The organism is Klebsiella sp. D5A, assembly GCF_001620885.1.
Classification (GTDB): Bacteria; Pseudomonadota; Gammaproteobacteria; order Enterobacterales; family Enterobacteriaceae; genus Klebsiella; species Klebsiella variicola.
In genome coordinates this window covers 21,149-33,917 of sequence record NZ_KV407481.1, presented here as the reverse complement: position 1 = coordinate 33,917, position 12,769 = coordinate 21,149, and the positions used below count along the sequence as shown (strand labels likewise).

10 protein-coding genes are annotated in these 12,769 nt (G+C 56.8%); 2 read left to right on the top strand and 8 right to left on the bottom strand.

All coding sequences use genetic code 11. From position 1 onward, the window contains the following. Positions 1–83 precede the first annotated feature (83 nt). Positions 84–1,106: an alpha/beta hydrolase gene (locus tag AS136_RS00155; RefSeq protein ID WP_063266632.1), complete on the bottom strand. Its 1,023-nt coding sequence runs from the start codon at positions 1,104–1,106 to the stop codon at positions 84–86. Here AS136_RS00155 and AS136_RS00150 point away from each other — a divergent pair. Continuing rightward, positions 1,105–1,323: a hypothetical protein gene (locus AS136_RS00150; protein ID WP_012540453.1), complete on the top strand. Its 219-nt coding sequence runs from the start codon at positions 1,105–1,107 to the stop codon at positions 1,321–1,323. The genes AS136_RS00155 and AS136_RS00150 overlap by 2 nt on opposite strands. Positions 1,324–1,361: 38 nt before the next feature. On the opposite strand, the gene AS136_RS00145 is transcribed toward AS136_RS00150, so the two are convergent. From AS136_RS00145 to aaeX, 4 genes are all read right to left on the bottom strand, one after another. Further along, positions 1,362–1,637: a barstar family protein gene (locus AS136_RS00145; protein WP_008806681.1), complete on the bottom strand. Its 276-nt coding sequence runs from the start codon at positions 1,635–1,637 to the stop codon at positions 1,362–1,364. A 79-nt stretch (positions 1,638–1,716) separates the two neighbouring features. Then, positions 1,717–3,684 carry a p-hydroxybenzoic acid efflux pump subunit AaeB gene (gene aaeB, locus AS136_RS00140; RefSeq protein ID WP_008806682.1) on the bottom strand — a complete coding sequence of 656 codons (1,968 nt, stop codon included), beginning with the start codon at positions 3,682–3,684 and terminating at the stop codon, positions 1,717–1,719. Between the two features lie 5 nt (positions 3,685–3,689). Then, positions 3,690–4,622, bottom strand: coding sequence for a p-hydroxybenzoic acid efflux pump subunit AaeA (gene aaeA, locus AS136_RS00135; protein ID WP_008806683.1), 933 nt, complete (start codon positions 4,620–4,622; stop codon positions 3,690–3,692). Between the two features lie 7 nt (positions 4,623–4,629). Beyond that, positions 4,630–4,833, bottom strand: a complete 204-nt coding sequence (aaeX, locus tag AS136_RS00130) for a p-hydroxybenzoic acid efflux pump operon protein AaeX (protein ID WP_002918640.1) — start codon at positions 4,831–4,833, stop codon at positions 4,630–4,632. A gap of 131 nt (positions 4,834–4,964) precedes the next feature. Here aaeX and aaeR point away from each other — a divergent pair, with 131 nt between their 5' ends. Further along, positions 4,965–5,894 carry an HTH-type transcriptional activator AaeR gene (gene aaeR, locus AS136_RS00125; protein WP_008806684.1) on the top strand — a complete coding sequence of 310 codons (930 nt, stop codon included), beginning with the start codon at positions 4,965–4,967 and terminating at the stop codon, positions 5,892–5,894. Positions 5,895–5,929: 35 nt separating this feature from the next. Here aaeR and tldD read toward each other — a convergent pair whose 3' ends face one another. From tldD to rng, 3 genes are all read right to left on the bottom strand, one after another. Next, positions 5,930–7,375 carry a metalloprotease TldD gene (gene tldD / locus AS136_RS00120; RefSeq protein ID WP_008806685.1) on the bottom strand — a complete coding sequence of 482 codons (1,446 nt, stop codon included), beginning with the start codon at positions 7,373–7,375 and terminating at the stop codon, positions 5,930–5,932. 88 nt (positions 7,376–7,463) lie between these two features. Beyond that, positions 7,464–11,261, bottom strand: a complete 3,798-nt coding sequence (gene yhdP / locus AS136_RS00115; protein ID WP_063266631.1) for an AsmA2 domain-containing protein YhdP — start codon at positions 11,259–11,261, stop codon at positions 7,464–7,466. A gap of 37 nt (positions 11,262–11,298) precedes the next feature. Further along, positions 11,299–12,768 carry a ribonuclease G gene (gene rng / locus AS136_RS00110; protein ID WP_008806687.1) on the bottom strand — a complete coding sequence of 490 codons (1,470 nt, stop codon included), beginning with the start codon at positions 12,766–12,768 and terminating at the stop codon, positions 11,299–11,301. Position 12,769 lies beyond the last annotated feature (1 nt).

Genomic DNA, 12,769 nt, shown 5'->3' with positions numbered 1-12,769 from the left:
CCCCCGCCTGCCGGGGGCTTTTTTTTGGTTCATCGCCAGACCCGTCCGAACAATGCGTTCCGCTTCCATAACGGAACAGCGATTTACAGATTGGCGTCCTTATCTTTCGTCCCGTTGGCAGTGTGAACCGGCGCGCCGAGCGTCGCTTTAAACCAGTTGACCACGCGATCGATAACCGGCTTCTGATACCAGCTATCGTCGCCATGTTCAGCGCCTTCGACCAGTACATAGTCTGCCTTATTACCTTCCGCTTTTAATGCCTTATATAACTGCGCGCTTTGGACAGGTGAAACCAGGGTGTCAGCGCTGCCATGCATAATCAACATTGGCGGTTCGTTACGAGAGATATGCCCCATCGGGCTGGCATTGAGCGCTTTTTGCCGGTCACTGCCGATAGCCGCGCCAGGCCAGTCGCGAAAAGCGCTGCCATGGACCAGGAGCGCCTCCGTCACGGCCGGCGAGGCGTGCACGTGCTGAACCTCTGGTGAGAAGCCTTCACCAATATTCAATAGATTAGAGATGCCATATAGCGTCGCTGCGGCCTGGACATCGGAAGACTGGTCGAGAAAATCGCCCTGCTCCCAGGCTTTCTCGCCGTGCGTCAGCGCCATCATCTGCGCCATATAGCCGCCAGCAGAATCGCCCAACACGCCGATACGTTTAGGATCAATGCCATATTCCGCCGCGTGGGCGCGCAAGTAGCGGATAGCCGCTTTACCATCGACAACCGGCGCCGGAAACGTGTCTGGTACCGTGCGGTATTCCGCCGCTGCGACGACAAATCCGGCTTCCGCCAGCGCCATGCGCATTTCGATAAATTTATCCCATGCCGCGCTGGTAAAGCCGCCACCAGGGAAGTAGACAATGGCGGGCTTTAGATCGTGATTGCGCGGCACCAGCAAAGACATATGCATCTGACGCACAGAGACCGCGTTTTTAACCTGGCCATAAACCACGCCATTGAATGTGTCGATACGGCCACGAGTCTGGTCCACGTGAATAACCTGCGCACCATCAGCATAACCAGGGAGTTCCGCAGCGTAGGCTGTCGCAGACATGGTGCCCAGCATCAGGCCGCTGGTGAATAACAAAGGAAGGGTTTTCATGGTATTCAGTCCTGGAGAATACCTGCCAATAGCAGGTCAAATACAAAATGCGATCGCGTTTCAGGCAGTGTATCCCCGAAAAATCACCATGAATAATGCGCTTTTTGTATTAAATTCATCTACTTTTTTGATGAAAACAGCCATTTATCGCTCAACACTGGTCACGAACGACAGCACAATGTTAGTGGCCGGCAGGATACAGATGACGTCATCCTGAAAATCAAAGCCGTGTTTCTCGGTTTAAAAGATGAACGTTTAGCCATGCCGGGCGTTAAAGCGCAACTCCCCCTCCAGCTCCTCTTCTGCTTCATCAAATAATAAAATCAGCGCGCCGAAGCGCCGACGCTGCTTGTCGTTTAAATGAATAAACTCAATATCCAGCGGCAATGGCAGCAGCCCACCAGTCACCGCGTCCCACAGTGAATCGAGGTTGTTGACCTTATCCTGAGCCAGCTCAAAGGTTCGGGAAAACTCCCGGTAGAAATCCTGTTGTTCGGCGATTTCGTCAAAATCAAACGTATAGGTGGTCATGGCAGCCCCTCCCGCTTCTCTTCCTGTCGCCGTTAAGTATAGCGATAAAAAAACCGACGCCTGGGCGTCGGTTTAGGGGTTAACTGCTGGTCAGCACATGCTGGTACTTGTGCAACATCTCAACCAGCCGCCGCACGGGCTCGGTCACCTGGGGCGAAGCCTCCCAGACCCGCAACTTCTCCTGATAGACATCAAGCTCAGCCAGCAGCTGGGTAAAGTAGCGCCGACGCTTATCATCACTCCCGGCAGAGATCACATGATCTGCGGTACGTCGCAGCTGTCGATGGAAGGCCGACAGATCGTCGTTCACCGGCACGGGCGCATCACGCAGGCGCTGATGGGCAATAATCAACGTCAATGCCAGACGGAAGCGGGCGACATCGCCGGGGAACTTATTGAGCAATAAAAACAACTGCTGATAGAGCGCGGGCAGATGGTTCTCTTTACGACGCGCCGAGTTCGTTGTCAGCGAAGAGACCGCCGCAGAGACAAACTGATTCAACAGCACCCGACCGGTTCTGGCCCGAGAATTATCCCTGACAATGAGAATGACCATCAGGGCAAGGAAACAGCCGACGATCTGCCCCAGCGCACTGTCGAGGAACTGACTGAACTGAAACTGCATCGGGTTATCCAGCACCAGAATGTTAATGGTGCTCGCCAGCGCTCCCAGCGATCCGAGACGCCTTTTCTGCACTTCGATACCGATAAAGAACGCCATCGCCGCCAGGCTGATGCAAAGCAGCAGCATGCTCTGCTGCGTCGCCGGCATGATCACCAGGAAGTACAGGGTACCCAGCGGTAACGCCGCCAGGGTGCCATAAAGGAAGTCCATCGCCACCATTCGGGGGTTAGGCAGGCGCATCGCCAGCGCGGTAACGACGGCAATCATCACCATCGCGCCGCTGCCTGAGGTCCAGCCTGTCCACAACCAGAACAGCGTCCCGAGGATACAGGAGACGGAGGTACGCCAGAAGTTCACCATCGCATGGTGGCGCTCAGCAGATTCCACTTTGACCACCGCTTCGCCGCGCAGCACACTATCTTCAATGCGACTGATTTTGGTGTTACCCACCACGCCACGCTTAAGCAATAAGTAGCGCGTAGCGGCACCCACCCAGCTGTAGATGGTGACGGGCGTATTATGCTCGCCTTTCCAGGTCAGAAAACGGCGCATACGCTTCAGCTGCTGGTGGACGTCCTGCACTGTCTCCACCGGCTCGGCGAACAGCTCACGGTAGTCATCCGTCACCATTTCCGGGCGCGAGTTCTGAATCAGGTAGGTCTCGCAAGCCTGGGTGATAAGCGTTAATGAAAGGGTATTGATCGCCTTCAGGCGCTGATTCGCCTTCGCCCAGCGAGAGGATTCCATGATCAGATTACTGCGCATACCTTCCAGCGCCGTAGTGCGACGGACCAGCGCGCCCCAGGCCTGATCCACTTCCTCTTTTTCGCCGTGGGCGACGCATAACTGCATCAGCTTATATTGCGCAATCAGCAGGTTATCCAGCTCAAGGTCGATCTCTTTTTTAATCGAACGTGGAGAGAACAGCAGGTCGGCGACGATAGCGCTGACAATACCGATGACAATTTCACTGCAGCGTTCGACCGCAAACTGCGGCGCCAGCATCGGATTGGTATGGATGGTGATAATGATAATCAGCGCAGTGTACCCGGCCAGTCCCCAGGCATAGGAGTTCTCGACCTTAACCAGCGACGAAATCCAGGTACAAAACCCGGCCCACAGGCAGCAAACCAGCATCATCAGCAGAGGCGCACGGATCATCAGGATGATGATAATCAGCGCCGCAATACAGCCAATAAAGGTCCCGGCAATTCGCAACATCCCACGATAGCGGATCGCGCCCGAGTAAGGTTCGCCGCCGGCAGCAAAGGCCGGCCCGGCGGCGACGATCGCTGCCGTCAGTACTGCCCAGCGCGGTGTTTCGAGCTGAAAATGGAAACCGACGAACAGCGCCAGCACCACCGCGCATGCAAGCTTAATGGCAAAGCGGAGATGCCGGGGAGCAATGGTATATGTCCCCATAGCGATTAACCGAATTCGCGCAGGCGCATAGCCAGTTTCTGGAAGAAGTTGGCCCGGCTGGTATCGCGGTCTTCTTTACCGGTGATCACCACCGTCGCCGTGGTGCCCGATGGCCACAGATTGCCCTGCTGCTGGTCGAGGCGAATACGCACCGGCACACGCTGCGCCAGACGCACCCACTCAAGGTTGGAGTCGACCGAGGCCATCCCTTTCGAGTCGCTGCTGCTGCTGGCGTTGGTCACCCCTGCAGCGATACTGTCCACTGTCCCTTTAATGGTTTTGCTGCTGCCAAGCGGGGTAATCTCCGCACGGTAGCCAGGGCGGACGCCTTCCAGCTTGGTCTCTTCCAGATAGGCCATGACGTAAAACGTATTCTCTTTCACCAGCGCCACCGCCGTGGAGCCACGGGTAATAAACTCCCCGGTATAGACGTTAAGGTTGGTCACCCAGCCATCCGCGGGGGCGCGAATTTCTGTGCGCTCGAGGTCCAGCCTGGCCAGATCGCGGCTGGCTACCGCTTTCGCCAACTGATGCTCAACGGTTTGCAGCACGTTGTTCGCCTGGTCTATTTCTTCCCGCGACATCGCCTGTATGCCCAGCTTATTACGCCGACCCGCTTCAACGCGCTTCTCCTGCGCTAAGGTCTGGTAGTAGGCGACATCGGCTTCCGCCTCCGCCAGCGCTTTTTGGTAACGAGGTTGGTCAATAACGAACAATACCTGGTCTTTCTTAACCAGTTGGTTATCCTTGACGTTTACCTGGGAAATCAGCCCGGAGACGTCAGGGGCAATCGCCACAATGTCAGCACTAAAGCGCGCATCCCGCGTCCACGGCGAAGCGGTGTAATAGACCCAGGCGCGGAAAATCGCCACGAAAGCCAAAATGACCAGTATCACGGTAATAGCGGTACGGAGGATATTTCTTGTTAGTGTTTTCACATCAACCTCAAACGAACAAGCGCGATATCAAATAAAAAAGGCAGCAATATAGCGCCGTATTAAACAGTGCAGGGTGCCAGACAAAATCGTAAATGCCGGTCGGAACCAGCAGTCGATGCACCAGCCAAAAGATGGCCAGCGACAAAAGCAACTCGAAGAAGATCGGCGGAAACGATAAGCCGAAAATCACGATGACAGGAAACAGACTCATGATGACCTTGAATAAGAAGCGTACAGGTAGTGAGCAGATGCGTTTATTATGTAGCTAACAATATATTAACGTAACGATTGCCGCATTATCTACAATGTGTGATCTAAATCACTTTTAAGCCAGAGTGAATAATGGAACGATTAAAACGCATGTCCGTTTTCGCCAAAGTGGTCGAATTAGGTTCATTCACCGCGGCGGCCCGCCAGCTTCAGATGAGCGTTTCTTCGATCAGTCAGACCGTAGCCAAACTGGAAGATGAGCTGCAGGTAAAGCTGCTCAACCGCAGCACCCGCAGCCTTGGCTTAACTGAAGCAGGTAAAATCTATTACCAGGGCTGCCGTAGGATGCTGTTTGAAGCGCAGGATGTCCATGAGCAATTATACGCATTTAATAACACCCCCATCGGGACGCTGCGCATCGGTTGCTCTTCAACTATGGCACAAAATGTTCTGGCGCGCATAACGGCGGAAATGCTGAAAGAATACCCCGGACTCTCCGTCAATCTGGTCACCGGCATACCAGCCCCTGACCTGATCGCCGACGGCCTTGACGTGGTGATCCGCGTGGGGGCCCTGCAGGATTCCAGCCTTTTTTCCCGCCGCCTGGGCTCAATGCCGATGGTATTATGCGCCGCCAAAAGCTATCTGGCGCAGGCAGGCAATCCGGAGAAACCGGCCGACCTCGCCAGCCATTCATGGCTCGAATATAGCGTACGTCCGGATAACGAATTTGAAATTATCGCCCCGGAAGGGATCTCAACCCGCCTGATCCCGCAGGGGCGCTTTGTGACCAACGATCCCATGACGCTGATACGCTGGCTGACAGCCGGGGTGGGTATCGCTTATGTACCATTGATGTGGGCGATCGAAGAGATCAACCGCGGCGAGCTTGAGATCCTGTTGCCCAGCTACCAGTCCGATCCGCGGCCGGTCTACGCGCTGTATACGGAAAAGGATAAACTGCCGCTGAAAGTGCAGGTCTGTATCAACTATCTGACAGAGTATTTTGTCGACGTGGCGAAGATCTATCAGGGCATGCACGGGCGCGGGATCGCCCGGTGAAGCGGTTCCCGGCAGCGCCGGGAACCTGGTCAGGATCAGGCGGTACCGCCGACGGTAAGATTATCGACCTTCAGGGTCGGCTGGCCGACGCCCACCGGCACGCTCTGGCCCTCTTTGCCGCAAACGCCAACGCCGTTATCCAGCCGCAGGTCATTCCCTACCATCGAAATCTGCTGCATGGTTTCAATCCCGGAGCCGATCAGCGTGGCCCCTTTCACCGCCTTCGTGACCTTCCCTTTTTCGATCAGATAGGCTTCGGAGGTAGAGAAGACAAACTTACCGGAGGTGATATCCACCTGCCCGCCGCCAAAGTTAGGCGCGAAGATACCGTAGTCGACCGACTCGATAATCTCCTGCGGCGTCGACTGGCCCGCCAGCATATAGGTATTGGTCATACGCGGCATCGGCAGATGAGCATACGACTCGCGACGGCCGTTACCGGTCGGCGCGACGCCCATCAGACGCGCATTGAGCTTATCCTGCATATAGCCTTTCAGGATGCCGTTTTCGATCAGCACGTTGTATTGCCCCGGCGTGCCTTCGTCATCGATGGCAACCGACCCGCGACGATCGACGATGGTGCCGTCATCCACCACGGTGCACAGCTCAGAGGCAACTAATTCCCCCATATGGCCGCTAAAGACCGAGGTGCCGCGACGGTTGAAATCACCTTCCAGCCCATGGCCGACCGCTTCGTGCAGCAGGACGCCAGGCCAGCCGGCGCCGAGCACCACCGGCAGCATCCCCGCCGGGGCGGCGACTGCCGAAAGGTTCACCAGCGCCATGCGCACGGCTTCTTTCGCCCAGGCATCAGCCCGCACGTCGCCCTCCTGGGAGGCGAGGAAATAGTCATAGCCAAAGCGTCCACCGCCGCCGCTGCTGCCGCGCTCACGCTTGCCATCCTCTTCCACCAGCACGCTGACCGAAAGGCGCACCAGCGGGCGAACGTCCGCGGCGAGGGTGCCGTCGGTGGCGGCCACCAGAATCAGCTCATAAACGCCGCTCAGGCTGGCCGAAACTTCCTGCACGCGCTTGTCCGCCGCCCGGGCGACTTTGTCCACCCGGCGCAGAATATCCAGCTTCTCTTCCCGACTCATGCTCTGCAGCGGGTCGATGCTGGTGTACAAAGGGCTGTACTCAACGGCTCCCAGGGTCTGCACTTTGCCATTACCGGTATCACGCACAATCGTCCGCGCCGCCTGGGCGCTCTGCTCCAGCGCCAGCTTGCTAATCTGGTCCGCATAGGCAAAGCCCGTTTTTTCGCCGCTGACGGCGCGCACGCCTACGCCCTGGTCAATGTTGTACGACCCATCTTTAATGATGCTGTCTTCCAGAACCCAGGATTCGTGATAGCTCGACTGAAAATAGAGATCGCCGTAATCGAGGCGGCGCTCGGTCAGTTGACCAAGAATGGCAAACAGATCCTGATGATTCAGGCCATTTGCCGACAGTAATTGTTCACTTACCAGGTTCAGACTCATCGTTATGCTACTCGTTTGTTGCCGCCTGACAGGCGGAAATACAGAAGGCGATCTATTGAGATTGCGGCAATTCCCGGCAATCGTCAAATCATTGCTTTTTGTTGCTACGCGCCTGGCGCAGCACCTCATTGATCTGCGGCTGGTCAATCGGACCAGTAATGCGATAGCGCAGAATCGAGACTTTGTTCCACAGCGGGCCCAGCACCTTGCTGGCGGCAAACACCGCCGCGCCGACGATAGGGTTGACGGCAAAAGCCGCCGCCACGCCGACGGTCGCAGAGATCTCCGGCGCCACCACCGCCTGCAGATCCAGCCGGCGACGCACCAAATCGACCGAACCTTTCATGGCAATATCCGCTTCCAGGCCATCCACCAGCGTATCGTCGGTATGCAGCACGCCATCCTTGATCCATGCCGTACTGTTAATCGAGTCGAAGTAAAAGCCCTCGCTGAAGGTATCGCTAAAGTCGAAGCGCAGCTTACGCAGCAGGGCATCAACGCTCAGCAAACGCAGCAGCTGGCCAGCGTGTCCAGTACTCAGGTCGGTAAACTGTCCCTTGCCGAGGTGGCTTTTAATGATCCCATTGAGCGATGCGACATCGGGCGACCAGGGCGGCGCGCGCCAGTGCAGATCATAGTCGATGTCAAACGGCGAATCCTTCACCGGCGTGGAAACGCCGAAGAAACTGGCAAACTCATCCGTTTTATTGCCATGCAGTTTGCCTTTCAGCGACGTGCGTACACCGGTCGGCGCGCTGACCCAGACGCCATCGGTCGTCAGTCGGCCAAACCCGGTATCCACCAGACCATTGGAGAGCGTTAAGGTATCGCCCTTAATCGCCACATCGCCGTCAATACGGCCATATTTTTGCCCCCACAACCAGCATTCCGCACAGCGCAGCTGCAGATCGGGCCAGCCGTGGAAATCCAGCCGCGTCTCTGCCTGCGGGGCTGCGTTCTTCTCACCGGTCTGGCCATTGGCGCTGGTCGGGTTGAAATAGAGATAACGCACATTCGCCAGCCAGGGCGCATTGTCGCGCATCGTGAGGGTAGCGTTGATTTCACGCCCCTGCGCCTCGACCTGCGAGCCGCCGGCGACCGGCTGCGACATCAGACTGACGTTGTTCCACTGTTGACCGGCAAGCGCCAGCGACGGCGTACGCAGCACAATGCGCTGGGGAAAGAGTATGGTGCTGCTGACTTCATTCGCCGCCCCGTTTTGAAAGAGCGCCAGCCATTGAGCGCCATCCATCGGTGGCAAATTGAGTTCAACCCCAGGCTGGTCAGGCAGCGGAGAGAGCCCCTTGCTGTCCGAAGTAAGGATTGCCCGATCCAACGTCAGCTTATGGTTCAGCAACCAGCGGCTGTTGATATGATTCTTCGCGCCGACGGAGCCGGTCAGGTCGAAGCTGCTCAAACCGCCGGCGACGTTAATTTTGATCGGCATCGGCTCTCCAGCGGGCTTATTGACCGGCGAAGGTAAGTGACTGCTCACATTCTTGAGGTCGCCGTTGATATCAACCTTATAGCTGGCGTTGCCATGGTACGGCAGTTCGATAGCGACCTTGCCCTCCCACGGCACGCTGCCGCTCAGCGACTCGTTGACGGCTTTTGGCAGCAACCCGGTATGCGATGGCTGCCAGTTGGCGTTCATCCCGACGTCCACCAGAAACGCTTTTTCGCCCTCCCGGGTGGAAAAATTGAGATTCAGCGGCTGATGAAACCAGGTCGCGCTCAACGTTTCGCTATTGAGATCGCCATTCACGAAGCTGAAATTCCCGCTCAGGTTTTGCAGAGTGGTGTCTAACGGCTTGATAAACAGACTGTTATTCTGCAGACGCACATCGCCTTTCGCGGTGGTCATTTCGCCATCTAAAGGGATGTTAAGATGTAAGCGAGCGCTCACATCCCCGTCCAGTTGCAGGGAATCCAGCGCCGCTCCCAGGGTCTCTTTCAGCGGCGTATTGTTGAAATAAGGTCCCACCTCTTTGCCCGGGCCTTTGATATCGGCATCAATCAACAGCTTTTCAGCGGTATAGTCCGGGATCGCGGCATCGAGATTGCTGGCGGTGACATTGCCGAGCATCGCTTTATCCGCCCGCATCCACAACCCGTTATTGATGAAGTTGAGGTCGATGTTCAGCCCGGTCAGCGCCGGCCAGTCCGGCTGGAAGGCAAAAGTGGCGTTCTTCAGCGGGACATAAACCTGGAACTGCCCTTCATTGTGCGGGTAAGGGAAAAGATGCGGATTGCCGCCATACACCAGCGTCGCATCGCGAGCCTGTCCGGCTTTAATCGCGCCGCTGAGATAGTCCACCAGCGCCTTGCCCATCAGGTTTTCCGGGAAGTAACGCCATGCCTGGCCACCATCATTGGTGCTGATGCCCGCCAGAATGCCCAGCCAGGGATCATCTCCCTGCGGTTGCAGATAGCGGAAGCCGCCGCGGGCGCGGACACCCGTCGCCTGCACGTCAATATCGCGGCCATCAAGCATAAACCCTTTGTCGTTTTTCACCCAGCTGAGGGTGGCTTCGCCAGCGGCGATCTCCAGCGGGGCGCGGAAAACACCGGTATAAGGCATCAGCGCCTGCGTCATGCGGGCGCGCAGTTCCCCGTGCTCAACGCTGCCATTCAGACTGCCGGAAAAGTGTTCCGCTCCCGGCAGGAGTTTCCACTGCTTCCATGCCAGATCGCTCCACTGCGCCTGAAAGCGCGTTTTCTCCGTCGCCTGCAGGGGAATATCGAGCGCCAGCAGGTTGATTTTGCCGCTGGGCTGCGTGGTGCGCCAGAGCTCGCCCAGGGAAGGCGCCAGCTTATCGGCGAAGGGCTGTAATCCGCTGAGGCCGCTGAGGGTTAAGTTGCTGGCACGAATGCGTAATTCATCGCTACGCTGATGGTCGTCGCCACCGACGTCCTGCGCCGGGATCCAGGCCATCGCCAGCGCGCCGCTTGGCCAGGGTTTATCGTCGATAGCGATCCGCGTATCGGGAATGTAGAAGCCCCAGCTCTGCTTGTCGTGGGAGAGATGCGCCGTCAGGTTATCCACTGACAGGTGATGAACTTCGTCATCCCCCTGCCAGCTGGCGCCCCCTTTTTTCAGCCATACGTCACCGCTTGCCACATCGCCTTTTTCAATGGTCATCCAACCTTCAAGGCTGAAGCGGGCGCTCTTCAGAGCGATATTGTCCTGCATCCAGCGGCCGAGCCACGGTTTGACGTCAATATCGTCAGCCTGTAGCCAGACTCGCCCTTTATTCAGCAGGCCATCCTCATCGCGGAGATCCATCCGCACCTGCATCACGCCATGCTGGCCGGTGAGACTGGAGAGGCTAAGCTGCCCCTCGGCGCGGTGACGGTTCCTGCCGTTAAGCCAGGTCAGCTGCGGGACTGCCAGCTCCGCCCGCTGACCGGAAATGGTCAGGAAGCTCAGATGGCTGTCGCGCAGGGTAAAGTGGTCGAACTGACGTAAAAAGAGATCGCTGATGCGGTCGGTTTTCAGGCTTTCGCCGCCGTCATTGGTCTGAATAGGGGTGTTGGTATGAACCTGCAGCTGCCAGAAGGTAAGATCGCGGAACTGCCAGCGCATATGCAGCAAACTCTGCCAGACGTCCAGCGCCAGGGTCACGCGCTTCACCGCCATTTTGCCGCCGTCTTTCAGCCCGACCTGAATATCACGGACATCTAACGTCGGACCAAAATTTTGCCAGCTGGCGGTGATCTGCGAGGCATCCACCGGCGTGCCAGTAAGCGTGGAGATCTTCTCCAGCAGCTGCGGACGCCAGGCGTCGAGCTGCGGCAACACGAGACGCAAGCCACTCACCAGCAGCGCGACGATAACAATCAATGTTGCCACGGTGAGCAATAAAATCCCGGGCAGTCGCCTCACGCCTCTCTCCTTGTCAGCCGCACAATGACGCGGTGTCTTACATCATAACCACATCGAACTGCTCTTGATTATAGAGCGGCTCAATTTGTACCTTGACCTGCTTACCGACAAAGATTTCCACTTCCGCCAGCGCGTGCGACTCTTCCCCTTTCAGGGTTTCCGCCACCGCAGGGGAAGCATAGACCAGGAAGCGATCGGAATCATAAGCATGATGCACGCGGACGATCTCACGCATAATCTCATAGCATACCGTTTCAACCGACTTTACCGTTCCGCGTCCGTGGCAGGTCGGGCACTCGTTGCACAGCACATGCTCCACGCTTTCACGCGTCCGCTTGCGGGTCATCTCCACCAGCCCCAGTTGAGAGAAACCGTTGATGCTGGTTTTCACCCGATCTTTACTCAGCGCCTGCTCTAAGGAGTGCAGTACCCGTCGCCGATGGTCTTCATTGTTCATGTCAATGAAATCAATGATGATAATGCCGCCGAGGTTACGCAAACGTAGCTGGCGGGCTATCGCCTGGGTGGCTTCGATATTGGTATTGAAGATAGTATCGTCAAGATTCCGGTGCCCGACAAACGCCCCGGTATTGATATCAATGGTAGTCATCGCCTCGGTCTGGTCGATGATCAGGTAGCCCCCGGACTTCAGCTCAACCTTACGCTCCAGCGCGCGCTGAATTTCGTTCTCCACATCAAAGAGATCGAAAATCGGCTGGCGGCCGCTGTAGTGTTCCAGCTTGCTGGTCATTTCCGGGATATATTCAGCTGTGAACTCAAGTAACGCCTCGTAGGTCAGGCGAGAGTCGACGCGAATACGGTCGAGATGCGCATCGGCAAAATCACGCAGCACGCGCTGAGCCAGGGCCAGCTCGCCGTACAGCTGATAACGGGTCTGATTGCGCTTTTTGCGCTCCATCACCTTGGTCCAGACGCGCTTCAGATAGGCGGCATCGGCGGCCATTTCCTGCTCGTGAACCCCTTCCGCAGCGGTGCGAATGATAAATCCGCCCTGCTCGTCGCAGTAATCTGCGACAACCTTCTTCAACCGCTCACGCTCGGCTTCGCTTTCAATGCGTTGGGATACTCCCACATGGGAGGCGCCTGGCATAAACACCAGATAACGGGAAGGCAGGGTGATATCCGTGGTCAGACGCGCGCCTTTGGTGCCCAGCGGATCTTTGACCACCTGGACCATCAGGTCCTGGCCCTGGCGCACCAGCTCCGAAATATCGCGTACGGTAAACTGCTTTTGCTCCTCACCAGCGACACATTCGGTATGCGGCATGATATCGGAGGCGTGGAGGAACGCCGCCTTATCGAGACCAATATCTACAAAAGCCGCCTGCATTCCCGGCAGCACTCGGCTAACACGACCTTTGTAGATATTGCCTACTATTCCGCGTCGCGCTTCACGCTCAATATGGATTTCCTGCAGAATACCGCCATCGATATACGCGACGCGCGTTTCGGATGGCGTTACGTTAACTAATAATTCAGCCGTCATC